Genomic DNA, 25962 nt, shown 5'->3' with positions numbered 1-25962 from the left:
TGATGTGCTGATCCAGTCGCGCATCGGCCACCTGGGTGACCGCGCTGCTGCGCTTATACGACAACCCACCTCACTGCATTGCGAACGCTTGCCTTGCGAACGCAGCGCCTGCCAGCGATGGCAGGCGCACGACTGGCCCGCTCAGCCCGCCATGCCGTTATGCCGCAGCAGCGCATCGATGCTGGGCGCGCGACCACGGAAGGCGCGGAAGTTGTCGGCAGCGCTACGGCTTCCGCCACGCGACAGCACCTCAAAGCGGAAGCGCGCACCGGTCTCGGCCACCTGCTCGGGTGCTTCTTCGAACGCGGCGTAGGCGTCGGCGCTGAGCACTTCGGCCCATTTGTAGCTGTAGTAACCAGCCGCGTAGCCGCCGGCAAAGATGTGGCTGAACTGATGCGGGAAGCGATTCCACGCCGGCGGGCGATTGACGGCGACCTCATCGCGCACGCGCTCGATCAGCTGCAGCACGCTGTCCTGAGCCGGGTCGAAACTGCTGTGCAATTGCATGTCGAACAACGCGAATTCCAGCTGCCGCACGGTGAACATGCCGCTCTGGAAATTGCGCGCGGCCAGCAGCCGGTCGAACAGATTGCGCGGCAGCGGCTCGCCAGTCTGCACGTGCGCTGTCATCGCCTGTACGCGCTCCCATTCCCAACAGAAGTTCTCCATGAACTGGCTGGGCAATTCCACCGCATCCCATTCCACGCCGTTGATCCCGGCCACACCCAGCTCGCCGATCCGCGTGAGCAGCTGATGCAGGCCATGGCCCATTTCATGGAATAGCGTGGTGACTTCGCCATGACGGAAGGTGGCCGGTGCATCGCCGCTGCCACGGCCGAAGTTGCACACCAGATACACCAGCGGCGTCTGCACGCCATTGGCGGTCTCGCGGCGGTTGCGGCAATCGTCCATCCACGCGCCACCGCGCTTGCCTTCGCGCGCGTACAGATCCAGATAGAACTGGCCGACCAACGCGCCTTGCGCATCTTCGAGCCGGTAAAAACGCACATCCGGATGCCAGACCGGCGCACTGTCAGGCTTGACGCGCAGGCCGTACAAACTGTGGATCACGTCGAACAAGCCGGCCAGCACTTTCGGCTCGGTGAAATACTGCTTCACTTCCTGCTCGGAGAAACTGTAGCGCGCTTGCTTGAGCTTTTCGCTGACGTAGGCCAGGTCCCAGGCCTGCAGGTCGTCCAGGCCAAGTTCGTCGCGCGCAAAGGCTTCGAGTTCGGCGCGATCGCGTTGCGCATACGGCTTGGCGCGCACCGCCAGGTCGCGCAGGAACCCCATCACTTCATCCGGGCTTTGCGCCATCTTGGTGGCCACCGAATAGTCGGCATACCCGGCAAACCCGAGCAGCTGCGCCAGCTCCGCGCGCAGAGCGAGAATGCGATCGATATTGGCGCTGTTGTCCAGCGCGGCATCGCCGAATTCGGACGCGCGCTCGGCGTTGGCGCGATACAGCAGCGCGCGCAGGTCGCGACTGTCGGCATCGCTTTGCACCGGCAGATAGCACGGCATCTGCAAGGTGAACTTCCAGCCCGGCACGCCATCTTTCTCGGCGGCAGCGCGGGCGGCGGCGATCACTTCGGCCGGCAGGCCGGACAACTGGGTGTCGTCTTCGGTCACGTACGACCATGCGTCGGTGGCGTCGAGCACGTTCTGCGAAAACTTGGCCGCCAACGCGGACAGCTCTTCCTGGATCTGCGCAAAGCGCGCCTTGGCCTCGTCGTCCAGCTCGGCGCCGCCGAGACGGAAATCGCGTAGCGCGTTGTCCAGCACCTTGTGGCGTGCGGCGTCGTAATCGGCCGCTTCCGGCGATTGCGCCAGCGCCTTGTACTGCGCGTACAACGCCAGGTTCTGGCCCAGCGCGCTGCCGAAGCGGCTCACCTTGGGCAGATTGCTGTTGTAGGCCTCGCGTAGCTCGGGCGTGTTCATCACCGCCTGCAGGTGGCCGACCTGGCCCCACGCGCGCCACAACCGCTCGGTGGCATCGTCCAGCGGCACCACGAAGCTGTTCCAGCTCACCGGGCTGACCTGCTCGGCCGCCTTCACCGCCGCTTCCGCCTCGGCCAGCAGTTGGTCGATCGCCGGGCTCACGTGCGCAGGAAGAATGGCATCGAAGGACGGCAGTCCGGACAGGTCGAGCAGCGGGTTGGTCATGAGGCGCTCCGGCGGTGGACTGGATCAGGGATGACGAAGATGTCTGGTGACACCTGCCGACACGCGGCGCGCGTCAGCAGGCTCCCGATATGGCGATCATTCCAGCGCAGCACAAGGCAGCTGCGGCAATGCGCCGCCGTTGACCGCGCCGGCAATGGCCGCATCGCTGTCGGTGACATCGATCGCGCGTTCCACATACCAGGCCGGGTTGTAGTAACTGTGCGCGTAACGCTCGCCGGCATCGCACAGGATGCTGACGATGGAGCCCTGACGGCCTTCCTCGCGCATCCGCTGCGCGGCGTGCAGCACGCCGATGAAGTTGGTACCGGTGGAACCGCCCACGCGACGGCCCAAGGTGGCGCTGACGTGGCGCATCGCGGCCAGGCTCAAGGCATCGGGCACCTTGATCATTTCATCCACGCAGCTGGCGATGAAGCTCGATTCCACCCGCGGCCGGCCGATGCCTTCGATGCGCGAGCCGCCGGTGATCGCCAGCTCCTTGGGGCACTGCCCGTCCACCGCGCGGCAATAGCCGTCGAAGAACACCGACACTTCCGGGTCCACGCACAGGATGCGGGTGTGATGACGGCGATAGCGCACATAGCGCCCCAAGGTGGCGCTGGTGCCGCCGGTGCCGGGACTGCAGACGATCCAGTCGGGGATGGGATGCGGTTCTTCGGCCAGCTGTTTGAAGATCGATTCGGCGATGTTGTTGTTGGCGCGCCAGTCGGTAGCGCGCTCGGCGTAGGTGAACTGGTCCATGAAGTGCCCACCGGTCTCGCGCGCGAGCTGGTGCGAGGCGCTGTCCAGATCGCAGGCACGCTCCACCAGATGGCAGCGGCCGCCCTGGAATTCGATCGCGGCGATCTTCTCCGGCGAGGTCGAGGCCGGCATCACCGCGATGAAGGGCACCCCCAGCAAGCGCGCGAAATAGGCTTCGGAAATTGCAGTCGACCCGCTGGAGGCCTCGATCACCGGGCGCCCTGCACGCAGCCAGCCATTGGTCAGCGCATACAAAAACAGCGAGCGCGCCAAGCGGTGCTTGAGGCTGCCGGTGGGGTGGCTGGACTCGTCCTTGAAGTACAGGTCGATGCCCGGATAGCCCGGCAGGTCCATCGGAATCAAATGGGTGTCGGCCGAACGATTGAAATCGGCCTCGATCTTCTGGATGGCGGCGGCCACCCACTGGCGCTGCGACATGGGCACGGACGTGATGCGAAAGAGACGCCGATTCTACCGCCGCCAGGCGCGCACCCGGGGCGGGCAGTCATCGGGCGGACAGTTGCGGGCCGGTGGTATGCTCGCAGCGTCCTTTGCCAGCCCCGACCGCCCGTGCTGCGTTGCCTGTTCCGCCTGCTGTTATGCCTGTGCCTAGTCGCCAATACGGCCACCGGCGCGTGGGCGTCGGTAGGCATGGCGATGCCGGACATGGCCAGGCCGCAGGTGGCAACGCACGCGATGCAGGCGCGTATGGCAGCAGCAATGCCTTGCCATGACGCCATGCCAGCGCCCGATACGGCGCCGTTGCCCGACAAGACCCAACACGCGCACGCAAGCGACTGCTGCAAGCTGGGCACCTGTGACTGCCTGCAACACGGCAGCCTGGCCTTGCTGACCCTGCCTACGGTCCCGGCAGGGCTGCTCGGCCATTCCGCGGTGGCTGCCGCCCTGGACGAAGGCCGTGCCAGCCCGGCACACGAACAACCGGTTCGACCTCCCATCGGCTAACGGCCGATACGACACGACGCGCTTCATCAGCGCTGCGTCGCCGCTGCTCAGCATCGGCAGGGGCTGCGCGAACGCTTCGACGATACGTGCGTCGTCCGCCTGATCTGACGATCGCGCACCGCGTCCATCGGCCATTCCACGCATGCTTCGCCCCGCGTACTCGCGCGCGGGATTTCCCAGCGATGCGCTGCGTCTGCCTGCTGTTGCAGACGCGCCGGAGGTGACATGTCTTCCGATTCCCCTGTGTTCGATCCAACATCCACGCCCGCCATCAGCCGGCGCCGTTTTGTGCAGGGCCTGGCCCTGGGCGGGCTTGCCGCAGGCGCCGGGCTGTGGCGCACCGATGCGCGTGCGGCCGTCGCGGTCTCCACGCCGGTCCTGCGCGGCAGCAGCCAGTCGCTGCAGATCGGCCGGCTGCCGGTCAATTTCACCGGGCGCACGCGCCCTGCCATCACCGTCAATCAGAGTCTGCCTGCGCCAACGCTGCGCTGGCGCGAGGGCGACACGGTGAGCGTGCGTGTGCGTAATGCGCTGACCGACCAGCCCACCTCGGTGCATTGGCATGGCCTGCTGCTGCCCGCCAACATGGACGGCGTGCCGGGCATGAGCTTCGATGGCATCGCGCCGGGCCAGGAATATCACTACCGCTTCGCGCTGCGCCAATCCGGCACCTACTGGTACCACAGCCACTCGATGTTCCAGGAGCAGGCTGGTCTGTATGGCGCCATCGTCATCGACCCGCTGACACCGCCGCCGTACCGCCACGATCGCGAACATGTGGTGCTGTTGTCGGACTGGACCGACCTGGACCCGGCGGCGCTGTTCCGCCGTTTGAAACAGATGCCCAGCCACGACAATTACGCGCAACGCACGGTGGGCGATTTTGTGCGCGATGCGCGCGAAGACGGCTTGCGCGCGACACTGGCCGACCGCGGCATGTGGGGGCGCATGCGCATGACACCCACCGACCTGTCGGACGTCAACGCCAACACCTACACCTATCTGCTCAACGGCGTGGCGCCGGCCGGCAACTGGACAGGCTTGTTCACCCCCGGCGAAAAGGTGCTGCTGCGTTTCATCAATGGCTCCTCGATGACCTACTTCGACATCCGCATCCCCGGCCTGCGCATGACCGTGGTCGCCGCCGACGGCCAATACGTGCATCCGGTCAGCGTGGACGAGCTGCGGATTGCCGCGGCCGAAACCTTCGATGTGCTCATCGAGCCGACCGGCCAGGACGCGTTTACGTTGTTTGCGCAGGACATGGGCCGCACCGGATTTGCCTGCGGCACGCTGGCAGTGCGGCATGGCCTGCAGGCACCGATTCCCGCACTGGACCCACGCGCGATCCTGACCATGCAGGACATGGGGCATGGCGATGGCATGAGGCATGCCGATCACTCCATGCATGCTGACGATGCCAGTCAGGGCGACATGCATGCCGGACATGCGATGCCGATGCCGGCCCAGCATGCGCACACCCCGGACAGCGCATCGAACAAAGCACCGCACCACCCCGCCAGCGAAACTGGCAATCCGTTGATCGACATGCGCAGCAATGCCACTGCACCGCGACTGGACGACCCCGGCATAGGCCTGCGCGATAACGGCCGCCGCGTGCTGTGTTACGGCGATCTGCACAGCCTGTTCGACGACCCGGATGGCCGCGCGCCTGGTCGCGAGATCGAGCTGCATCTGACCGGCCACATGGAAAAATTCGCTTGGTCCTTCGACGGTATCGCCTTCGCCTCGGCCGACCCACTGCGGCTGCGCTACGGCGAGCGGCTGCGCATCGTGCTGGTCAACGACACCATGATGCAGCACCCGATTCACCTGCACGGCATGTGGAGCGACCTGGAAGATGCCAACGGCAATTTCCAGGTGCGCAAGCACACCATCGACATGCCGCCCGGCACACGCCGCACCTACCGCGTGCGCGCGGATGCGCTCGGCCGCTGGGCCTACCACTGCCATCTGCTCTACCACATGGAAGCGGGCATGATGCGCGAAGTGCGGGTGGACGCATGAGCGCGTTACGTCTACGCCCACTGTTCGTGAGCACGTGGTTGTTCAGTGCATCGTTGGCCGCACAGGAGCATGTGGATGCGCCGAGCAACGACACCGCGCACGACCCGCATGTGCATGCAATGCAGATGACGGCCGAAGCTGACGATGCCGATTCGCACACGGTGACAGCGTCGGATGCGGAGTCGGCAACTGCACAGCACACGCTGCCTGCCATGGAGATGGCCCACGCGCACATGCAGCACGTCGGTCAGGCGCCATCGCCTGCAGAGGCTGCTAACCACGACGCTGCACAGCATGCAGCACACACAGATGTACCGGCGCTGCAGCATGCCGACACGCAGGAATCCGCATCAAAACCGCCTGCCGATCACAGCCACATGTCGCACGCGGGCATGGAGCATGGCTCCATGGATCACGCGGCGATGAATCACGCTTCCATGAATGAATCCCCCGCGCAGCAGACGCCGATGGATCACACACCTATGGACCATGCGCAGATGCATCACGACGCACCTACAAACGTGCCGATGCAAACGCATGCATCCATCCACAGCACCGCACTGCCACGCGAGCCGATTCCAGCGCCGACTGCCGAAGACATCGCAGCGGCCTTCGTACCCCTGCACAGCCACGCGATGCATGGCACGGGAGTCAACCGGTACGTGTTGCTCGATCGAATGGAGGCCTTCGACAGCAATCGCGGCAGCGGCCAGGAATGGGAGGCGCGCGCGTGGATCGGTGGAGACATCAACCGGCTCTGGCTACGCAGCGAAGGCGAGCGACAACAGGGGCGCACGCAAGATGCGTCGGTCGAAGCGTTCTACGGCCATGCTATCTCGCCCTGGTGGGATGTCCTGGTGGGCGTGCGTCAGGACATCGGCACCGACCATCGCAGTTGGGCAGCATTCGGCGTGCAAGGCCTGGCGCCGTACAAGTTCGAAACCGAGGCTACTCTCTTCGTGGGCAGCCAAGGTCGCGCGGCCCTGCGCCTGGAAGGCGAATACGACGTGCTGCTCACCAACCGCCTGATCCTGCAGCCGCGTGTGGAAGCAAACATCGCACTGAGCGAGGATACGCAGCGCGGCATCGACAGCGGACTGGAGCAGCTCGAAGCGGGTGTGCGCCTCCGCTATGAAATCACGCGCCGGTTTGCGCCCTACATCGGCTGGGTCCATCAGCGCAGCTTCGGCAACCGGGCCCAGCGCGCCACGATGGATGACGAACCGGCACGCGACAGCCGCTTCATCGCCGGCGTGCGCATCTGGTTTTGAGATGGTCACAGCCGTGCGCATGGACCTGGACGCTCCGGCCCATGCGCACGGCCTGTACGCAGGCAAAAGTAGACATAAAGTAATGATCGACTACAGCGCGTGGCGGCCAGATCACCGACGCGCGCAATGCAGACACGCCGACAATCATTGCCTCGCTAACATCGGCCCCCACTGCAGCACTGACCTGCGCCCCCGATTTCAACAAGGAACCCAACATGCCTCTGACCGATCTGCAACACGTTCCCGGCGCCAGCACCGCGCCCGCTGAAACCAGCGGTTTCGTGTTCAACCACACCATGCTGCGCATCAAGGATGCGCAACGCTCACTGGACTTTTACACGCGTGTACTCGGCTTCCGCCTGCTGGATGCGCGCCACTTCGCCGAAGCAGAGTTCAGCCTGTACTTTCTCGCACTGCTGCCAGAAGGCACAGCGATTCCCGACGAAGACGCAGCTCGCCGTCTATGGATGGCCGGCATCCCCGGCGTGCTGGAACTCACCCACAACCACGGCACCGAAACCCAGGACGGCCCGGTTTATCACGACGGAAACAGCGACCCACGCGGCTTCGGTCACATTTGCGTCTCGGTACCGGACATCCACGCCGCCTGCGCGCGCTTCGACAGCCTCAACGTGCCGTACCAAAAACGCCTGGAAGAGGGCCGCATGAAGCACCTGGCTTTCATCAAGGACCCGGACGGCTATTGGGTGGAGATCATTTCCAATACACCGCTGGCGTAATGCACAAAAATGCCCGGGGTTACCCGGGCATTTTTTCAACCTTCACGCATTCCGTTGTGCAGACAGCCGTGTCGGTCAGTTGCCTTCAAGTCTGGTGCTGATCAGTTGGAGGCAGTCACAGTCGCTCTGTCTGGGAACCACTGCGGCAACTGCTCGGCGAATTTCGCTGCGCATTCGTCGCTATAGGCTTGTGCGGCCTCTTTGACCAATGCGTAATCGTTGGCTTCCCACTCTTCCAACGAGGCGGTGCGCGGTGTGGGCGTACAGTCCAGACTGACTGGGCTCGCCTTGCGCTTGAGAAGGCCCGTGCGTTCCCCACCGATCGTCACTGCGTAGCGTAATTCGTAGGGCGATTTGGTGTCGGCCAGGCTCTGATAAACCAGCAGCCAGTCGGACATCAGCACCTGCAATGGGAACCGATCCACCGGCAGCGCTGCCGGATGCCCGGTAAAGTAGGTCTTCAAATGCGCGTTGACCGCATCGCGCTGCAGTTGATAACCGGGATTGCCCACACCTTCCATCTTCTCGCCTTTCAGCTGACCCTTGCTGAAGGCAGATACAGTAACGCCGCGTGCAAACAAGCTGGTCGCGATCTGCAACCCCACTAACGCTCCGGTATGCCCGCGGCGCACCACGCGCAGCATTTCATCGCCATTGGGCAGACCGTTCGAGCCGACACGCATGGTGGCATGTAACGGCAGCAGCAACGCCCAATCTGCCGACGGTGCAACGACCGCGGCTACGTCGGCCTGCGCCTGTGACGAGGATTGCCCGTCTGCTGCCACCACCACTAGCGTCCCCGCCTCGGCAGCAGCGACATACGCGGTTGCGGTAGAAAAGTCCCCGCCCGCAAACGCGGGCACTACCGCGACAGCTTCTGCATGACGCGTCGGAGTACAGAACGTACTGGAAGCACGCATCTGCGCTGCATGGAAACCGATGCCGTTGGTCTGGTGCACCACGGCATCCTTGCCGTACTGCTCCACCAGCTTGGCGATCACCGCATCCGATGGCGGTTGCTGCGCGCAAACCTCGGCAGCGGCGATGCGCGACCAGGCGAACTGCAGTGCAGGATCCCAGCCCATCGCATCTTCGCCCACGAAGCCGTGGTCGTAGTGATACGCATAGATGGCAGGGTCGATTTCCTGCAGCGTCATTCCACCCTCACCGGCATAGCCCGGCGGCAGGTCTTGTGCAACAGCAAGCCCAGGCAGTGCCAACAGCACCGCCGCGATACACGTCTTCATGAATCCACGTCCCTCTGGATGATTGCGACGCGCAGCATGTCCCCCATGCTGCGCGCACGATGCGCCGCAGCGTATCGACGCTACGACGATCAACACTGCAGGGCACTGATCGTTAGGTAATGGCACTCACCCGGCGGATCTGCCTGCCGGAATAGTGTGCGCGCGGACGCGGGCAATCGCAGTCGGGGCGGGCCCGACGCGTGTGTCGGGACCACCCCTGCCCAGACTCACTGCTCAGGCATGCAAGATCCCGCCCGCCCCAGGTTGCCAATTGGGTGGCGTGCGTAACGCAGCAAGGATGCGGACCAACTCGCGATAACTATCGGCCAGTTGCGCGAACAGGCTTGCATCGCTGCAGCGGGTGTCGGCGACGTCGGAATAGGCGCCGCGGCCGAGATCGATGAAGTAGTCCACGCTGACCCGGCGGCGTTGTGCCAGGCCGGGAAACAGCCCGGCAATCAACAGACAGCCGTCGCCCACATCCCGCAACAAATCGGCACGCACGCTGCCGACCTGCTCCTGCGCGTGCAACCACGCCAATGCCTGCGTGCGCGACAACAGATGCGCATCGCGCTGAAAGCGCAGCAATACGAAGACCAGATAATGCTCGCGCGACTCGTCCAGCGGACGTGCGATCCGCTGCCCCGCCTCGCGCACCAACGCCTGCCACAATTCGGCCGGCGCCCCCTGTTTGAAAGACTCGTGCATACGTCCTCCTGCGTGGTGTGGACCCTCGCAAGGAGCTTATGCATAACCTGGGCCAAAGCGTTGGCAGAGGCTGTGGTCGAGCGCCAGAAATCGCTGATCAAGCTGCTGCCGGCCGTCAGGCAAGTATGGTCATTGCGCGAATCGACCCGCGCTACTCGCAACAGCAGAGACGTCTTCGCCTCGCGACCACGGCGCAACCACGGCGATGCACGCTCCACTCGCAATCGCTGGCTTGCCGATCGCATCGCATCGCATCGCAGAATGATTCCGTCGCGAGGGCGGAGGGAAGCGAACGATTCCGCAGCGCGATGCGGCAGCGGGCGACCACCCCACATCGCCTTCACATGTCTCAAAGAGTGACTTGGCTCCCGCAGCGAGACATTGAAACCAAGCGAGCACGACTGTGTGACATCTGTTCGCATTCAAACAGCTGCGCATCTCTAGGATGGCCGCTGCTCGGCGAGCCCCACGCCACTGAGCATCATGGTTCTGCGGTTTTAGCAGGCGCATGCGCGTGTGCGATGCACCGCTGTCGTCATCCAGCAATAACCGTTGAACCGTCTTGCACGATCCTTGCGCAACGCATCGCGTGGTGGTCGCACGTTCCGGAAGCCCTTCGCTTCCGCATCAGGAGTGATCCGACATGGGTGTAAAAACCTCCAAACTTACGGCCTTTATCGCAGTGACGCTTTGCCTTGCCAGCACTGATGGCAGCGCATCCCAACGGCCTGATCTGGGCGCTAACCAAGCGCGCACGGGAGGCGCGGCTTCTCCTGCATCGTTTGCTTATCCACGGCCTGACGAGGTGCCGCCAGGTACCGCAATGACGTTCTGGGCATCGCAGCCGGTCGATCGCAACGAGACGGTTGTCGTGAGCGGCGGCAATCTCAACCCAACCGCCACAGTGCGCCTTACCCGGCTCGACGATGGCGCAGTAGGCAGCCCATTGGATGTCGCCGACAGCACCAACAGTGGTTGGATCAACGTGGTGCCGAGCCAGGCCACCGAGCAATCACTCAAGTTTCAGCTGCCCGATCGTGCGCGCGGCGTCTACGCGTATCGGATCGTCACCGGCATCGGGACCGGTGCGACAACGCTGGTGAATGCGCCGGATATCTGGTTCGTGCAAGGCAACGTCGGCGGTGGTGCGTCTCCAGGCGGCAGACTCAACGTCTTCGGCACGGCACTGGGCAGAATGTCGGCATCGAGCCAACCGGTACGGATCGCATTGGTCAGAAACGGAAGCGTGCAGCGAATCCTGAGCGCAGATCTCTCCAATCCGAAGGAAGGCATGTATGTGCAGAGTTTTGCCATTCCCGCCGACGTGCCGCAAGGCGATTATGAGCTGTATCTACACAATGGCTCTGGTGGCCCAAGCGCGTGGAGTCGTTATCAAAACTTCGGCAGCGGACCGGATCGCACGGCGCCGCGCACTACCATCACCAGTATCAACATCGGGTATGCAACCAATTGGCCGCAAACCCGATGCAATGTTGCGCCGCCCATCGGCAACGGCGCTTCGGACGACGCCAGCTTTGCGGCCGCATTCGCCTGCGCGGCCAATGCAAAGGGTGGCGTGGTGTCCATTCCTGCGGGCAGCTACACCTTGTCCGGCCGAGGCTTCGACAATATCCCCAACCACACAGTCATCGCAGGTGCGGGCAAGCAGGCAACCGTGCTGAACTTTCCGCAGGTGGTCGGCAGAAAGGATGCGCCGGCGGTGATCTTCAAGGGTGGCTCCACTGCCTACAACCAGGCCAAACAACCTAAATGTGGCCGCCCGATCAATTATGCCGCTGGCGTGTATGGCATACGCGATCTCTCCATCAATGCGCCGAATCTGCGCGAAGGCAGTGCAATCCTGTTCGAACACATGTCCGTCGAGGACCTGCATTCGATTCCGTTCGTACGCGACTCAATCATCACACTCGGCAAGTCGTCAGATCGGACAAGAACCGATCCGCACACGACCGGCATCAAGGCCATGGATACGTCCAACTTGCAGATCTCCGGTAACGACATCACCAGTAGCAAACCGATTTTCATGGACAGCAATGTTTATGGCGTGACAGTGCAGGGCAATACCTTGCGTTGGCACGAGACGGCGCTGGCGTTTAACCACGACGCGCAGAACGCGCTCATCACCCACAACAGGAACATTTCCGCAGGGGCGCCCTATTACGGTACACCGTCGGAACTGCAATTCAGCGCGCCAAGCCGGGATGTGTATTACGCCAACAACGCCAATCAATACCCAGTCGACGCCGAGCCCCCACCGTGGCAGCTCACGATGGACGAAGGCACCGGAAACTACTTCGGGAAGGCTGCTGCGGTCTCGGCGAAACAACTGACATTGGCAAGGCAAGCCATCGATTTGCCGTACCGCTGCAATGCCGACGGCAACTCAGCGATGATCGTTGCTGGAAAAGGCACTGGACAGCAGCGCTACCTGACAGGCAACCCGCTGACTCTCGGCAACACCGTCACCCTAGACAGCGCCTGGCAGATCCCCCCTGATCAGCAATCGGATGTGAGCATCGTGACGACCAATGGCAGGATGCTGTTCGTCAACAACGATTACAACGGGTCCGGCCCTGTCACCAACTTTTATCCATCCGCTGATGTGATCCATGCGTACAACCGTTTTAATCGCTTCGGCGGGAGCCTGGTGCAGCCGAACGGTTTTTACACCGATGCCCAGGCGCTGCTACCCGGTTGGCATTCGCAAATGCTCAACAATGAGGTCACCGCCGAGGCGACGACGAATCCATTGTCGTCGCAAGACTCGACCGCAACGTTTACCGTACATGGCGGCAATCGGATGATCAGCCAAGGCGAAGATCTGCAGAACCGCACGTACACCGGCTCCGTTCTCAGTACCGCCATCATCCGCAACAACCGGTTTGCCACCGGTGCGAGCGGCAGCGTTGGGCTGTGGGATCGGGTGAGCAATTCGCTGCTGGAGAACAACATCGTCCCGGCGTTTCGAATTCAGAATGAAAACGTCAAAGACTCGCTGATCCGCGCCAATCGCACTGCGGGCGGAGGCGAACCGCAGCGCTTGATCAATGAGCCCCGGCCTGGCAACGGCAACATGCTTTGCACAAGCACTGACGCCAGCACCTGCGCAGCACTCAACCGCTAGCGCGCACTCCCGGATGGACGCCGGCGCTGCACGCAAGCAGCGCTGGCGTTACTCCACCGTCACCGACTTGGCCAGGTTACGCGGCTTGTCCACGTCGGTGCCGCGTGCCAGTGCGGTGTGATACGCCAGCAGCTGCACCGGGATGGTGTGGATCACCGGCGACAGCACGCCGGCGTGGCGCGGGGTGCGGATCACGTGCACGCCTTCGGACTCGCTGAAGTGGCTGTCCTGGTCGGCGAACACGAACAGCTCGCCGCCGCGTGCGCGCACTTCCTGCATATTGGATTTGACCTTTTCCAGCAGCCGGTCGTTCGGTGCGATCACCACCACCGGCATGGCTGCATCCACCAGCGCCAGCGGGCCGTGCTTCAACTCGCCGGCCGGATACGCTTCGGCGTGGATATACGAGATTTCTTTAAGCTTGAGCGCGCCTTCCAGCGCGATCGGGTAATGCAGGCCGCGGCCGAGAAACAGCGCATTTTCCTTCGGTGAGAAGCGCTCGGCCCAGGCCATGATCTGCGGTTCCAGATTCAAGGCGTGTTGCACGCTGCCGGGCAGGAAGCGCAGCTGCTCCAAATAATCGGCTTCTTCAGCCTCGCTGATGCGACCCTGCAGCTTGCCCAGCACCATGGTGAGCTGGAACAGCACCGCCAGCTGGGTGGTGAAGGCCTTGGTCGAGGCCACCCCGATTTCGGCACCGGCGCGTGTGTAGCAGACCAGTTCGCTGGCGCGCGGGATCGCGCTCTCGGGCACGTTGCAGATCGACAGGGTATGCAGATGGCCCAGCGATTTTGCGTATTTCAGCGCTTCCATCGTATCCAGCGTTTCGCCCGACTGCGAAATGGTGACGATCAGATGCTTGGGATTGGCGTACGCAGCGCGGTAACGGTATTCGCTGGCGATCTCCACGCTGCACGGCAGCCCGGCGATGGCTTCGATCCAGTAGCGCGCGGTCATGCCGGCGTAATAGCTGGTGCCGCAGGCCAGGATCTGCACGCCTTCGATCTCGCGCAACACCGCATCTGCGTTGGCACCGAACAACGACGCCGGGAAGCCCTTCGCATCGATCGCCGCTTCGATGGTGTCGGCCAGCGCACGCGGCTGCTCGTGGATTTCCTTCTGCATGAAATGGCGGAACGGCCCCAGCTCCAGCGATGCCAGCGACACATCGGACAGATGCAGCGGGCGCTCGACCGGCGCGTCGTTAGCATCGAAGATGCGCACGCCCTCGCGACGCAGGTCGGCGGTATCGCCTTCTTCCAGGAAGATCACCTGACGGGTGGCCTGCACGATGGCCGAGACATCGGAGGCGACGAAGTTTTCGCCCTCGCCCACGCCGATCAACAACGGGCAGCCCATGCGCGCGCAGACAAACCGCTCCGGCTCGGCCTGGCTCATCACCGCCAGCGCGTAGGCGCCGGTGAGTTCCTTGACCGTGCGCTGCAGCGCGCTGAGCAAATCGCCCGCGTCGGCCAGATGGTGATGGATCAGATGCGCGATGACTTCGGTGTCGGTCTGCGACTCGAAGCTGTAGCCGAGCGCACGCAGCTTTTCGCGCTGCTCTTCGTGGTTTTCGATGATGCCGTTATGCACCAGCGCCACGCCGGCACTGATGTGCGGGTGCGCATTGGCTTCGGTGACGCCGCCGTGGGTGGCCCAGCGCGTATGGCCGATGCCCAGCGTTGCGCCGAACTGTTCGGCCTGCGCCGCCTGCGCCATCTCGACCACCCGCCCGGTCCGCCGCACCCGCCGCACCTGCGCACCATCGAGCACCGCAATACCGGAAGAATCGTAGCCCCGGTATTCCAGGCGCTTGAGTCCTTCGATCAGGACCGGGACCACATCGCGCCCGGCGATCGCTCCAACAATGCCGCACATAGGGACAGCTCTTTAGGAAGAAGGCCGGCATTTTAGCGTGTCCGCTGTTGTCCACTGCATGACCGTGCCCGGACAGCGTGTCCGCGCAAGTGTCCGCGGACACTGCGGACACGCGCCCGTCCGGGATGAATGTCTTTTATTTCAGCCACTTGGCAGTTGGCACGCGCCCTGCGTTGTCAGCGTGACGCCACCGAGCACGCCGACCATGATTCGCGACACTTCTGCCCAGGACCAGGTTCTCCGTACCCCCGCCCACCACGCGCCATGGCGCCGTTGGCTGTGGCCCAGCGTCGCCACCGTGGCGGTGCTGGCCGGTATCGGTTGGGCGATCAGCGCGTGGAGCGCGGGCAGCAGTTCGTTCGATGCCAGCCGGGTGCGGATCGCCACGGTGAGCCAGGGCGATCTGGTGCGCGACATCGCCGCCGACGGCCGGGTGATCGCCGCCAACAGCCCGGTGCTGTACGCCATCTCGGCCGGCACAGTGACGCTGAGCGTGGTGGCCGGCGATGTGGTCAAGCAGGGCCAGGAGCTGGCGCGCATCGACAGCCCGGAACTGCGCAGCAAGCTGGCGCAGGAACAAGCCACCCTGGCCGGACTGGAAGCCGAGTCCAGCCGCGCAGGGCTGGACGCCACGCTCGCCCGTGCCAACGCCAGCAAGCTCACCGACCAGGCCAAGATCGACAAGCAGGCCGCCGCGCGCGACCTGGAGCGCTATCAGCGCGGCTACGACGGCGGCGCGGTGCCGCAGGTGGAGCTGGCCAAGGCGCAGGACACCTTGAAGAAAACCGACATCGACCTGCAGCACGCCGAGCGGGATGCGTCGTTGAAGAGCCAGGGTGCGGATCTGGATTCGCGCAACAAACGTTTGCTGGCCGACCGCCAACGCGCAGTGGTGGCCGAGGTGCAGCGCCAGGTCGATGCACTTACGCTGCTGTCGCCGTTCGATGGCCAGGTCGGCCAGGTGCAGGCGGTGCAACACACCCAGGTGGCGGCGAACGCGCCGATTCTGGGCGTGGTGGATTTATCCAAGTTTGAAGTGGAGATCAAGGTGCCGGAAAGCTTCGCGCGCGATCTGGCGATCGGCATGCCGGCCCAGCTCACCAGCGGCAGCGGCGAACCCTTCCCCGGTGCCATTTCGGCGGTGTCGCCGGAAGTGGTCAACGGCGAAGTCACCGCACGCATCCGCTTTACCGACAAGCAGCCGCCGGGCCTGCGCCAGAGTCAGCGCATGAGCGCGCGCGTGGTGATGGACACGCGTCGCAATGTGCTCAAGGTCGAACGCGGCCCGTTTGTCGAACAATCCGGCGGCAGCTACGCCTATGTGATGGATGGCAACACCGCAGTGCGCCGCCCCGTGCGCACGGGTGTCAGCAGCCTGGGCGAGGTGCAGGTGTTGTCCGGGCTGCAGGTCGGCGACCGCGTGGTGGTGTCCGGTGCAGACAATTTTGGCGACGCGCCGCGCGTCACCGTTCACTGATTCATTCAATCCTCTTCGTCGCACTCTCTTTCGCAAAGGAATCGGCAATGCTCAAGATGCAAGCGGTCTCCAAGGTCTTCCGCACCGAACAGGTGGAAACGCACGCGCTGCGCTCGCTGGACCTGCATGTGCGCGAAGGCGAATTCGTCGCGGTGACCGGGCCGTCCGGCTCGGGCAAGACCACCTTCCTCAACCTGGCGGGACTGCTGGAAACCTTTACCAGCGGGCAGTATCTGCTGGATGGCGAAGACGTCAGCCATCTCTCCGACGACGCGCGTTCGCGGCTGCGCAATCAGAAGATCGGTTTCATCTTCCAGGGCTTCAATCTGATCCCCGACCTCAACCTGTTCGACAACGTCGACGTGCCGCTGCGCTATCGCGGCATGCCCGCGTCCGAGCGTAAGCAGCGCATCGAAGACGCCTTGACCAAGGTCGGGCTGGGTTCGCGCCTGAAGCATTACCCCACCGAACTGTCGGGCGGCCAGCAGCAGCGCGCCGCCATCGCACGCGCGCTGGCCGGCAGCCCGCGCCTGCTGCTGGCCGACGAACCCACCGGCAACCTCGACTCGCAGATGGCACGCGGGGTGATGGAGCTATTGGAAGAAATCAACAGCCAGGGCACCACCATCGTGATGGTCACCCACGACCCGGAACTGGCCGCACGCGCGCAGCGCAACGTGCACATCGTCGACGGCCAGGCCACTGACCTGGAACGCAATCCCAGCCTGATGCGCGCGCCCACCGCCACTGCAAGCCTGGCCGAATAAGGACCGCCCCCATGTTCGGCTATTACTTCAATCTCGCGCTGCGCAGCTTCCGTCGCAACAAGGTGCTCACCGCGCTGATGGTGCTGGCGATCGCGCTGGGCATCGGCGCCAGCATGACCACGTTGACCGTGTTCTACATCCTGTCCGGCGATCCGCTGCCCGGCAAGAGCCAGACGATTTTCATCCCGCAATTGGATGCGCGCTCGCGCGATCACCGGAGTAAAGAAGCACTCGAGCAGTTCACACGGTTCGACGCAGAAGCCTTGCTCCGCGAGAAGCGCGCAGATCATCAGGCGATGATGAGCGGCGGAAAGGTGGCTTTGGAACCCGACGATGCATCACTACGCCCATTTTCGATCGATGCGCGCTATACCTCGACCGACTTTTTCCCGATGTTCGACGTGCCCTTTCTGTATGGCGGCGCCTGGTCGACCAGCGATGACGGCAGCCGCGCACGCGTCGCAGTGCTGTCGGAAGCGCTGAACAAGCAGCTCTTCCACGGCGAAAACAGCGTGGGCCGAACCGTGCGCGTGAATCGCAACGCGTTGCGCGTCGTCGGTGTCCTCAAGGACTGGCGTCCTACCCCAAAGTTCTACGACATCAACACCGGCAGGTACTCCAAAATCGAACAGATCTTCATTCCATTCAGCACAGCAGTCGAGCAAAAGTTCGCAACGACCGGCTCGCGTTCCTGCTGGGGTAACAGCTCGGGGTCCAGCACGGAAGAAAAAGGGATTAATGAGCCCTGTGCCTGGGTCCAGTATTGGGTACAGCTGGACAGTCCACAGAAAGCCGTCGCCTATCGCCAGTACCTGGAAAATTATTCCGATCTGCAACGGCGTGCCGGTCGCTTCGAGCGACCCAACAATGTAGAGCTGCGTAGCCTGATGGAATGGCTGGACTTCAAGAAAGTGGTGCCCAGCGATGTCCGCCTGCAGACCTGGCTGGCATTCGGGTTTCTGCTGGTCTGCCTGGTCAACACCATTGGTTTGATGCTGGCCAAATTTTTGCGGCGCAGCGGGGAGATCGGTGTGCGCAGAGCGCTTGGCGCGACCAAACGCAGCATCTTTGCGCAAGCGCTGGTGGAAGCCGGGACGATCGGGTTGACCGGCGGCCTGCTGGGTCTCGGCCTGGCCAGCCTGGGGCTCTGGGGCGTACGACAACAGCCCAGCAGCTATGCCGATCTCGCGCATCTGGATCCAGCCATGTTGCTGAGCACCTTTGCGATGGCCCTGCTCGCCAGCATCCTGGCTGGAATGCTACCGGCATGGCGTGCCTGCCAGGTCGCTCCTGCCATTCAACTCAAGTCTCAGTGATGCCTTGTCGGCCGATACGACCTTCGTCGCGTCGGCCGCAGCCAGCAACCAGAAAGGACACGCTCATGGAAATCCGCCCCATCCTATCCACGCTGCAACGGCACAAGACGGCTGCCGCATTGATCGTGCTTGAGATAGCACTGAGCTGCGCCATCATTTCCAACGCACTGTTCCTCATCGGCAACCGAATAGAGCGCATACAGCGCCCCAGCGGCCTGGCCGAAAACGAAATCGTCAGCATCAGCATCGCTGGCATCGGGGAAGATCAAAACGCCAATGCATTGACCGAAACCGACCTGGCTGCGCTGCGCGCTATTCCAGGGGTGAAGTTCGCCTCCTCGGTCAGCCAGGTCCCGTTCGGCGATAGCATGTGGGTCACCGGTATCAAGCTGACCGCGGATCAACGGGTCCCGACCGTTGACCTCAATACCTACCATGGCGATTCCCAGACGCTCGATACGCTCGGCCTGCGGCTGGTGCAGGGGCGGCGTTTCACCGAAGGAGAATTCAGCTGGAACAATGACGAGAAAGCCACCATTCCCAGCGTCATCATTACCAAGAGCGCAGCGGAAAAATTGTTTCCCGGGCAATCGGCATTGGGTAAGTCGATCTATACCGAAGACACGCCAAGCAAGATCGTCGGCATCGTGGAGCACTTCGCGCGTGTCAACGACTATGGTGGAGAGGCTTCCTATGACGACTCGATGCTATCCCCAGTCAAAATTTCCTACAACGATGGGCATCGTTACCTGCTGAGAACCGATCCGGATCGACGCCAGGAGGTACTGCGTCAAGCGGTCGCGATCCTGGAGAAGAACAGCAACAGTCGCATCATCGAGGAGAAGAAGACGCTGGAAGAGATGCGTCGCGACTTCTATCGCCAGGATCGTTCCATGTCCTGGCTGCTCGTCACCATGAGCATCGCCCTGCTGATCGTCACCGCACTGGGCATCGTCGGTCTTGCCAGTTTCTGGGTGCAGCAGCGCACCAAGCAGATCGGCATTCGCCGTGCACTCGGTGCCACGCGTGGGCAGATCCTGCGCTACTTCCAGATCGAGAATTTTCTGTTGGCCTCGGTCGGGATCGTGCTCGGCATGTTGATGGCTTACTCGATCAACCTGTGGTTGATGGCCCGCTACGAATTGCCGCGCCTGCCGTTGATCTACCTGCCGATCGGCGCGCTCACGCTGTGGATGCTGGGCCAGATTGCCGTGTTCTGGCCCGCACGTCGCGCGGCGCTAGTGCCGCCGGCAGTCGCTACGCGCAGCGCCTGAGCACACCATGGGACGCTGCCTCAAACCCATCACCACACCCTGGCGCCCGGCGATGCCGGCCGCTGGTCAGCTGCGCATGCCGACAAACCGCGATACTTCCCTCCCAAGGACTCTCTCCCTATGCGTCCGATCGTCCATCCCCGTATCGTCGCCGCTGTACTCGCCATCGCTACGATGAGCGGCACGCTGCATGCCGGCAGTGGCACCTCCGTGCGCCCCACAACGCAGACGCGTAGCGAAGTGACTGAGCGCACCGCACTGCGTATCGACGATCATCAACTGCACTGGCAACACAACGCACAGACGCTGGCGCTGACCGCCACAGCCGCCGGCCTGCTGGTCACGCAGGCCAGCGATACGCTGGTACTGCAGCTGCGCAAGGGCGATACCCTGCGCGCAGCCGATGGCCGCGGCATCGCCACCGTGGAAGAACTGCTGCACGCATTACGCGCTGCCGCCGGCCGTCCAGTGCAGGTCCAGGTGGCACGCGGGCAGGTGCCCTTGAGCCTGACCTGGACCGCGCAGATGTATGCATCGCTGCTGCCACCATTGCCGCCCGCGCCACCGACACCACCACAAGCGCTGCGGTAGCCGTCGCTTGCAGCCGGGGGCACGCGCGCCAGCCTGTCGCACGTCCAGCGCCAACTATGCCGGCGCACTGCCCCGTCGCAACGTCCGTTGCCATCGCCATCGGCTTGCGGCACGCGGTGTGCGGCGACACCGGCTGGCGCCGTATGCTGTGGCAAGTACTTCCCCAACACCTTTCGCCTTTCGAGCGCGCAATGCCGCATATCCTGATCATCGACGACAACACCGCCGTGGCCACCGCGCTGGAGGTGCTGTTTTCCTTGCACGACATCGAAACGCGGCATGCGTCATCGCCGCAGGCCGGATTGGCCCTGCTGGACGAGCAGGCGTTCGACCTGGTGATCCAGGACATGAACTTCACCGCCGACACCACCTCCGGTGAAGAAGGCGAGGCGCTGTTTACCCAGATCCGCCAGCGTCATCCGGATCTGCCGGTGATCCTGCTCACCGCCTGGACCCATCTGGGCAGCGCCGTCGGCCTGGTCAAGGCCGGCGCCGCCGACTACATCGCCAAACCGTGGGACGACACCAAGCTGCTGACCACGGTCAACAATCTGCTCGAACTCTCCGAGGCGCGCCGCGAACTGGCGCACCGCCGCGAACGCGAGCACCGCGGCCGTGAGCAACTGACCCAGCGCTACGATCTGCGCGGCGCGGTCTTCGCCGACCCCGCCAGCGAACGGGCCATCGCGCTCGCCTGTCAGGTCGCACGCTCGGAGCTGCCGGTGCTGATCACCGGCCCCAACGGCAGCGGCAAGGAAAAGATTGCCGAGATCATCCAAGCCAACTCGGCAACCAAACATGGCCCCTTCATCGCGCTCAATTGCGGCGCTCTGCCGGGCGACTTGATCGAGGCGGAATTGTTCGGTGCCGACGCCGGCGCCTACACCGGTGCCAACAAGGCGCGCGAAGGCAAGTTCGAGGCGGCCGATGGCGGCACGCTGTTCCTGGACGAAATCGGCAACCTGCCGCTGGCGGGCCAGATGAAACTGCTGCGCGTACTGGAAACCGGGCGCTATGAGCGGCTGGGTTCCAATCGCGAGCGGCATGCAAAAGTGCGCGTGATCAGCGCCACCAATGCCGACCTGCCGTCGATGATCCGCGATGGCAGCTTCCGCGAGGATCTGTACTACCGCCTCAACACCGTGGAAATCGCGCTGCCCGCACTGGCCGAACGTCCGGGCGACATCGCGCCATTGGCCGAGTATTTCCTGGCGGGCGGCAAGCCGTTGTCTGCACAGGCGCGCGATGCGCTGCAACGGCACGCGTGGCCGGGCAATGTGCGCGAGCTGCGCAACGTGCTGCAACGTGCGTCGCTGCTCGCGCAAGGTGCGCGCATCGAAGCCAGCGATCTGAACCTGCCACGCGCCGCCGCGGCGCGGCCGGTAGCGGCAGTCGCCGGCGAGCCCGATCGCGCGCGCATCGAACAGGCGTTGGCACGCGCGCAAGGCGTGATCGCGCAGGCTGCCGCAGAATTGGGATTGAGCCGGCAGGCGCTGTACCGGCGCATGGACCGTTACGGCATCAAACCGGAATGAATCTCCGCATGCGGCATCGCTCCTTCACGTTCGCCCTGTTTTTACGGCTGTTGCCGGTGCTGGCACTGGCGGCCGCGCTGCCGTGGTTCATGGCGTACTGGCTGGATCGCGGCTGGCAGGTGGCTGCGATTTCGGTCGTCGTTTTGCTGGCCGCAATGTGGTTCAGCCTCAACCGCGCTACCGCACCGATGCGCTCGCTGTTCCGCGCACTGGCCGGTACCACCAGCAGCTACCGCGATGGCGAATACAACTTCGGCGTGCATTGGCGCGGCACCGACGAACTGGCGCAGTTGGTGCAGGCACATGCCGAACTCGGCGACGTGCTGCGCGCGCAACGGCGCGATCTGGTGCAGCGCGAATTGATGCTCGACACCATGCTGCAGAACACCCCTGTCGCGATGCTGCTGGTGGTGGCCGGCGGCGATGGGCTGCGCCGCATCGGATTTTCCAACAATGCGGCACGCAAACTGCTCTACGGCGGACGCAAACTCGAAGGCCAGCATCTGGACGACGTGCTCGAACGCATGCCTGGCGAGCTACGCGACGCATTGGCACGCGGCGGCGACTGCCTGTTCGCCGTGCGCGAGGACGGCGATGACGAGGACGACGAGCAGATCTACCACCTCTCGCGGCGCAGCTTCCACCTCAATGGCCGCGGCCACGAGTTACTGCTGATCCGCACCCTGACCACCGAATTGCGTCGGCAGGAAGTGCAGACCTGGAAGAAGGTCATCCGCGTGATCAGCCACGAATTGAACAACTCGCTCGCACCGATCGCCTCGCTGGCGCATTCCGGCGCCGAGCTGTTGCGGCGCGAGCGCACCGACCGCCTTGGCACGGTTTTCGAAACCATCGAAGAACGCGCGCGTCATCTGGAAGGCTTTATTCGCGGCTATGCGCGCTTTGCCAAACTGCCACAGCCGCAGTTGCAGACCATCGCCTGGGCGCCATTTCTGGAACGCCTGCGACAACAGATTCCGTTCCAGGTGCAAGGCGACCTTAGCGATGTCAGCAGCCGTATCGATGCAGCGCAGATCGAACAGGCCATGCTCAATCTGCTCAAGAACGCACATGAGGCCTGCAGCGAAGCGCAGCCGCCCAATAGCGACGTTGCGGTGCGCGTGACACGTGTATCGCAGTGGCTGCGGATCGAAGTGCTAGACCGCGGCAATGGCATGAACGAAGCGGTCTTGCACAATGCCCTGATGCCGTTCTATTCGACCAAACGCAATGGAACCGGGCTGGGGCTTGCGCTCACCCGCGAGATTGCCGAAGCGCATGGCGGGCGTATTTCGCTGCACAACCGCGAGCATGGCGGCCTGTGTGTAACCTTGTTGCTGCCCTCGGCATCGGCTGCGTAGGCATCCACTCGCGACACCGTGTTGCCCGCTCGAACGCGTGAGCTGACACCGCTACCTGATCGATTGCCGGGCCGGCAGGACCGCTCCCGCCGCGCAGACAGTGACTGAAACACACGCGCGTAATCGCTTTATGAGTGCAGCGCCATCAACCGGATTTCAGCGTGCCACGCTCTGCAATGCGCGGCCGTTTAAGCGCGCCACATGCATCGTCTGCACCGGTGGTACGTGTCGCATCGATGGCACGGTAGTAACCGATGCCCACGGTATTGCCGACAAACTCGCCGCCCTGCGAGGGACACTCGCCATCGGCTTTGAACCAGTCGGAAAACGCGGCGTATTTGCCAGCCCTGAGAAAGTGATTACCGCCGACATAGGTCTGGTCGGACGCATCGCGCGTGCGTATTGCATCGCCGTTGACGTCCACAAACGTATTGCCCTCGATCCGGTTGCCGGATGAGTGCCGCGCCAGATACAGCGCGTGGATAAAGCCCGAGGTGCCGGTATCGTTTTCGATCGACTCAAAGCGATTGTGTTCGATGCGGTTGTCGCGCGACTGTTGCAGCCGGATCGCTGCAAACGAATATGCGGCCTCGGCACTGCGGCCATAGCGCCCACCGATCCGTGCGAACTGCATGTTGCGGATCGTGTTGCCGCTATTACCGTCTTCGTTGGCCTTGCTGCTTCCCAGATCCAGCGCCATCCAGTAATTGCTGACCTTCAACCCATCGAAGGTCAGCCGCGTCGGTGCATTTCGACCGCCTTTCAAGGCGAACCAGGTCGCGCCGCCGCGTCCGTCGAAGAGCGGCGGCGTGGCAGCGCCGGGAGCGGCGATAAACCGGATGGGCGCGCCGTTAGCAAAGGTCCATTGCACCGACTGTTGAAGATAGGTGCCCGAGGCGATCACCACCTCCACCGCCGCTGCTGGCCGTCGCTCGACCAAGCGTTGCTGCGCAGCACCGAGACTGCGCAATGCGGTCGAAGGCTCGGTGCCTGCCGCCGCATCGTTGCCATCGGGCGCCAGATACAGCCGATAGCTCGACGCCGCTGCAATGCCCGGCTGCAGCATCAGCACGCCAAGAGCAGCCAACAACACGTAGCGCGCAATCGTCAGATGGATGCGGCCGGCGAACGGCAATGTGCGATTGGTCCATGCCACTTCCGAAGAACGACCTCGCCCGCCACGCGGCTGTGCCGTCGTTCGATCAGCTGCGCCATGTAGCAGGATCAACAGCGTGTCTGGTCGTAGCTGCATCGTGCACCTTCCGTCATGGCCCGCAACGCAGTCCACCATTGCAGCAGAGCACAACTGCTGTCTCATGCGTCCGCACCGCGATAGCGCTCCATGCTACTTCTTGGTCGGCCGCTCCCAGCCTTCGATCACGGTCTGACGCGGGCGCGCAACGCTGAGCTGGCCGGCCGGCGCGTCGCGGGTGATCACCGAGCCCGCACCGATGGTGGCATTGGCTCCGATCTCGATCGGCGCCACCAACGCGCTGTTGGAGCCGACGAACGCGTTATCACCGATGGTGGTCTGCGACTTGTTCACGCCATCGTAGTTGCAAGTGATGGTGCCGGCGCCGATATTGACCTTGCTGCCGATCGTTGCATCGCCCAGGTAAGTGAGGTGGTTGGCCTTGCTGCCCACCCCCATCGTGACCTTCTTGGTCTCGACGAAGTTACCGATATGCACACCATCGGCCAACAGCGTGCCCGGACGCAACCGCGCGAACGGGCCGATCATCACCGCACCCTCGGTCACCACGCCCTCCAGATCGCAGTGCGCACGTACCTGGGTGCCGGCGCCCAGCGTCACATCGCGCAGCCGTACGAACGGGCCGATCACCACGTCATCGCCCAGCGTCACATCGCCTTCCAGAATCACATCGATGTCCAGTTGTACATCGCGCCCCACCTGCACCGTGCCGCGCTGCTCCACGCGCGCCGGGTCGGCCATGCGCACGCCCTGCAGGCATAGCGCACGCGCCGCACGCAGCTGCCAGGCGCGTTCAAGCTGAGCGAGTTGCCATGGGTCGTTGGCGCCTTCCACATCCTGCGGGTCGCCCACATGCACCATGTCGGCCGGGGTGAAATCGGCGGCGGCGCTGGCAAACACATCGGTGAGATAGAACTCGCCCTGCGCATTGTTGTTGGACAAGCCACCCAGCCAACGCCGCAGTGCAGTGGATTCGGCGGTGAGGATGCCGGTATTGATGGTGCGGATGCGTCGCTGCTCGTCGTTTGCGTCCTTCTGCTCGACGATCGCCGCCACCTTGCCTTCGGCATCGCGCAGGATGCGTCCATAGCCGGTGGGGTTGGCAAGCTCGGCCACCAGCACCGCCATCCGGCCGGGCGCATGCAGCAACTGCAGCAGGCTCTCGCTCTGGATCAGCGGCACATCGCCGTACAGCACCAGCACGGTGGCCGCATCCGGAATCGCATCCATCGCCTGCTGTACCGCGTGGCCGGTGCCCAGCTGCTGCTGTTGCTCGGCCCACTGCAGATCGGCCTGCCCGGCAAATGCGGCACGCACCTGATCGCCGCCGTGCCCGTAGACGATATGGATCGCGGCCGGCTGCAGCTGCCGTGCGGTGGCGATGACATGCGCCAACATCGGCTGGCCCGCCAACGGCTGCAGCACCTTGGGCAGGGACGAGCGCATGCGCTTGCCCTCGCCCGCAGCCAGGATCACGACGTGCAGGGGCAGGGTCATCAAAAATTCCAAAGGCGGGA

Annotated in this window: 19 protein-coding genes and 1 other RNA gene; 12 read left to right on the top strand and 8 right to left on the bottom strand. The window is 63.6% G+C overall.

Going from position 1 to position 25962, the window contains the following annotated elements; all coding sequences use genetic code 11:
- Positions 1 to 141: 141 nt before the first annotated feature.
- Both ABQZ00_RS01315 and ABQZ00_RS01310 read right to left on the bottom strand, forming a co-directional pair.
- Positions 142 to 2166, bottom strand: a complete 2025-nt coding sequence (locus tag ABQZ00_RS01315; RefSeq protein ID WP_323537800.1) for a M3 family metallopeptidase — start codon at positions 2164 to 2166, stop codon at positions 142 to 144.
- 96 nt (positions 2167 to 2262) lie between these two features.
- Positions 2263 to 3366 (bottom strand): PLP-dependent cysteine synthase family protein, encoded by a 1104-nt coding sequence (locus ABQZ00_RS01310; protein ID WP_115528948.1) that lies wholly within the window; start codon positions 3364 to 3366, stop codon positions 2263 to 2265.
- Between the two features lie 132 nt (positions 3367 to 3498).
- Here ABQZ00_RS01310 and ABQZ00_RS01305 point away from each other — a divergent pair, with 132 nt between their 5' ends.
- From ABQZ00_RS01305 to gloA, 4 genes are all read left to right on the top strand, one after another.
- The gene (locus ABQZ00_RS01305; RefSeq protein ID WP_323537801.1) at positions 3499 to 3894 is read left to right on the top strand and encodes a CopL family metal-binding regulatory protein; all 396 of its coding nucleotides are present in this window, start codon (positions 3499 to 3501) and stop codon (positions 3892 to 3894) included.
- Positions 3895 to 4119: 225 nt separating this feature from the next.
- A complete protein-coding gene (locus ABQZ00_RS01300) occupies positions 4120 to 5922 on the top strand; it encodes a copper resistance system multicopper oxidase (protein ID WP_323537802.1) in 1803 nt (600 codons plus the stop codon).
- Positions 5923 to 6047: 125 nt separating this feature from the next.
- Positions 6048 to 7193 (top strand): copper resistance protein B, encoded by a 1146-nt coding sequence (locus ABQZ00_RS01295; protein ID WP_503064261.1) that lies wholly within the window; start codon positions 6048 to 6050, stop codon positions 7191 to 7193.
- 215 nt (positions 7194 to 7408) lie between these two features.
- Entirely contained in the window at positions 7409 to 7933 is a 525-nt protein-coding gene (gene gloA / locus ABQZ00_RS01290; protein WP_323537803.1) for a lactoylglutathione lyase, read from the top strand.
- Between the two features lie 101 nt (positions 7934 to 8034).
- Here gloA and ABQZ00_RS01285 read toward each other — a convergent pair whose 3' ends face one another.
- Both ABQZ00_RS01285 and ABQZ00_RS01280 read right to left on the bottom strand, forming a co-directional pair.
- Positions 8035 to 9180: a hypothetical protein gene (locus ABQZ00_RS01285; RefSeq protein WP_323537804.1), complete on the bottom strand. Its 1146-nt coding sequence runs from the start codon at positions 9178 to 9180 to the stop codon at positions 8035 to 8037.
- Between the two features lie 234 nt (positions 9181 to 9414).
- Entirely contained in the window at positions 9415 to 9888 is a 474-nt protein-coding gene (locus tag ABQZ00_RS01280) for a hypothetical protein (RefSeq protein ID WP_104615080.1), read from the bottom strand.
- 643 nt (positions 9889 to 10531) lie between these two features.
- Between ABQZ00_RS01280 and ABQZ00_RS01275 the strand changes: the two genes are divergently transcribed.
- Positions 10532 to 13033: a hypothetical protein gene (locus tag ABQZ00_RS01275; RefSeq protein WP_323537805.1), complete on the top strand. Its 2502-nt coding sequence runs from the start codon at positions 10532 to 10534 to the stop codon at positions 13031 to 13033.
- Positions 13034 to 13081: 48 nt separating this feature from the next.
- Here ABQZ00_RS01275 and glmS read toward each other — a convergent pair whose 3' ends face one another.
- Positions 13082 to 14911 (bottom strand): glutamine--fructose-6-phosphate transaminase (isomerizing), encoded by a 1830-nt coding sequence (gene glmS, locus ABQZ00_RS01270; protein ID WP_323537806.1) that lies wholly within the window; start codon positions 14909 to 14911, stop codon positions 13082 to 13084.
- Between the two features lie 205 nt (positions 14912 to 15116).
- On the opposite strand from glmS, the gene ABQZ00_RS01265 reads away from it, so the two are divergent.
- The 7 genes from ABQZ00_RS01265 to ABQZ00_RS01235 all read left to right on the top strand — a co-directional run bounded on the left by ABQZ00_RS01265 (position 15117) and on the right by ABQZ00_RS01235 (position 23232).
- On the top strand, positions 15117 to 16388 hold the full coding sequence (locus ABQZ00_RS01265) for an efflux RND transporter periplasmic adaptor subunit (RefSeq protein ID WP_115513939.1): 1272 nt from the start codon (positions 15117 to 15119) through the stop codon (positions 16386 to 16388).
- Between the two features lie 47 nt (positions 16389 to 16435).
- Positions 16436 to 17155 (top strand): ABC transporter ATP-binding protein, encoded by a 720-nt coding sequence (locus ABQZ00_RS01260; protein ID WP_115513940.1) that lies wholly within the window; start codon positions 16436 to 16438, stop codon positions 17153 to 17155.
- Positions 17156 to 17166: 11 nt separating this feature from the next.
- Entirely contained in the window at positions 17167 to 18471 is a 1305-nt protein-coding gene (locus tag ABQZ00_RS01255) for an ABC transporter permease (protein WP_323537807.1), read from the top strand.
- A gap of 65 nt (positions 18472 to 18536) precedes the next feature.
- Entirely contained in the window at positions 18537 to 19745 is a 1209-nt protein-coding gene (locus ABQZ00_RS01250) for an ABC transporter permease (RefSeq protein WP_115562936.1), read from the top strand.
- A gap of 120 nt (positions 19746 to 19865) precedes the next feature.
- On the top strand, positions 19866 to 20336 hold the full coding sequence (locus tag ABQZ00_RS01245; protein WP_323537808.1) for a hypothetical protein: 471 nt from the start codon (positions 19866 to 19868) through the stop codon (positions 20334 to 20336).
- 191 nt (positions 20337 to 20527) lie between these two features.
- Complete coding sequence (locus tag ABQZ00_RS01240) at positions 20528 to 21871, top strand: sigma-54-dependent transcriptional regulator (protein WP_323537809.1); 1344 nt, start codon at positions 20528 to 20530, stop codon at positions 21869 to 21871.
- Between the two features lie 8 nt (positions 21872 to 21879).
- Positions 21880 to 23232: a sensor histidine kinase gene (locus ABQZ00_RS01235; RefSeq protein WP_323537810.1), complete on the top strand. Its 1353-nt coding sequence runs from the start codon at positions 21880 to 21882 to the stop codon at positions 23230 to 23232.
- Positions 23233 to 23377: 145 nt separating this feature from the next.
- Here ABQZ00_RS01235 and ABQZ00_RS01230 read toward each other — a convergent pair whose 3' ends face one another.
- The 3 genes from ABQZ00_RS01230 to glmU form a co-directional block, all read right to left on the bottom strand.
- On the bottom strand, positions 23378 to 24298 hold the full coding sequence (locus ABQZ00_RS01230) for a right-handed parallel beta-helix repeat-containing protein (RefSeq protein WP_323537927.1): 921 nt from the start codon (positions 24296 to 24298) through the stop codon (positions 23378 to 23380).
- A gap of 15 nt (positions 24299 to 24313) precedes the next feature.
- Positions 24314 to 24383: non-coding RNA, sX9 sRNA (locus tag ABQZ00_RS01225), on the bottom strand.
- Between the two features lie 194 nt (positions 24384 to 24577).
- Positions 24578 to 25942: a bifunctional UDP-N-acetylglucosamine diphosphorylase/glucosamine-1-phosphate N-acetyltransferase GlmU gene (glmU, locus tag ABQZ00_RS01220; protein WP_323537811.1), complete on the bottom strand. Its 1365-nt coding sequence runs from the start codon at positions 25940 to 25942 to the stop codon at positions 24578 to 24580.
- Positions 25943 to 25962: the final 20 nt, after the last annotated feature.

This window comes from Xanthomonas sp. WHRI 10204 (genome assembly GCF_040202875.1).
GTDB lineage: Bacteria > Pseudomonadota > Gammaproteobacteria > Xanthomonadales > Xanthomonadaceae > Xanthomonas.
This window is presented reverse-complemented; position numbering and strand designations above follow the sequence as displayed.

Coding starts and splice junctions, on each gene's coding strand:
- ABQZ00_RS01315 (WP_323537800.1), bottom strand. CDS start 2,166: ATGACCAACCCGCTGCTCGACCTGTCCGGACTGCCGTCCTTCGATGCC.
- ABQZ00_RS01310 (WP_115528948.1), bottom strand. CDS start 3,366: ATGTCGCAGCGCCAGTGGGTGGCCGCCGCCATCCAGAAGATCGAGGCC.
- ABQZ00_RS01300 (WP_323537802.1), top strand. CDS start 4,120: ATGTCTTCCGATTCCCCTGTGTTCGATCCAACATCCACGCCCGCCATC.
- ABQZ00_RS01295 (WP_503064261.1), top strand. CDS start 6,048: ATGACGGCCGAAGCTGACGATGCCGATTCGCACACGGTGACAGCGTCG.
- gloA (WP_323537803.1), top strand. CDS start 7,409: ATGCCTCTGACCGATCTGCAACACGTTCCCGGCGCCAGCACCGCGCCC.
- ABQZ00_RS01285 (WP_323537804.1), bottom strand. CDS start 9,180: ATGAAGACGTGTATCGCGGCGGTGCTGTTGGCACTGCCTGGGCTTGCT.
- ABQZ00_RS01280 (WP_104615080.1), bottom strand. CDS start 9,888: ATGCACGAGTCTTTCAAACAGGGGGCGCCGGCCGAATTGTGGCAGGCG.
- ABQZ00_RS01275 (WP_323537805.1), top strand. CDS start 10,532: ATGGGTGTAAAAACCTCCAAACTTACGGCCTTTATCGCAGTGACGCTT.
- glmS (WP_323537806.1), bottom strand. CDS start 14,911: ATGTGCGGCATTGTTGGAGCGATCGCCGGGCGCGATGTGGTCCCGGTC.
- ABQZ00_RS01265 (WP_115513939.1), top strand. CDS start 15,117: ATGATTCGCGACACTTCTGCCCAGGACCAGGTTCTCCGTACCCCCGCC.
- ABQZ00_RS01260 (WP_115513940.1), top strand. CDS start 16,436: ATGCTCAAGATGCAAGCGGTCTCCAAGGTCTTCCGCACCGAACAGGTG.
- ABQZ00_RS01255 (WP_323537807.1), top strand. CDS start 17,167: ATGTTCGGCTATTACTTCAATCTCGCGCTGCGCAGCTTCCGTCGCAAC.
- ABQZ00_RS01250 (WP_115562936.1), top strand. CDS start 18,537: ATGGAAATCCGCCCCATCCTATCCACGCTGCAACGGCACAAGACGGCT.
- ABQZ00_RS01245 (WP_323537808.1), top strand. CDS start 19,866: ATGCGTCCGATCGTCCATCCCCGTATCGTCGCCGCTGTACTCGCCATC.
- ABQZ00_RS01240 (WP_323537809.1), top strand. CDS start 20,528: ATGCCGCATATCCTGATCATCGACGACAACACCGCCGTGGCCACCGCG.
- ABQZ00_RS01235 (WP_323537810.1), top strand. CDS start 21,880: ATGCGGCATCGCTCCTTCACGTTCGCCCTGTTTTTACGGCTGTTGCCG.
- ABQZ00_RS01230 (WP_323537927.1), bottom strand. CDS start 24,298: ATGCTGCAGCCGGGCATTGCAGCGGCGTCGAGCTATCGGCTGTATCTG.
- glmU (WP_323537811.1), bottom strand. CDS start 25,942: ATGACCCTGCCCCTGCACGTCGTGATCCTGGCTGCGGGCGAGGGCAAG.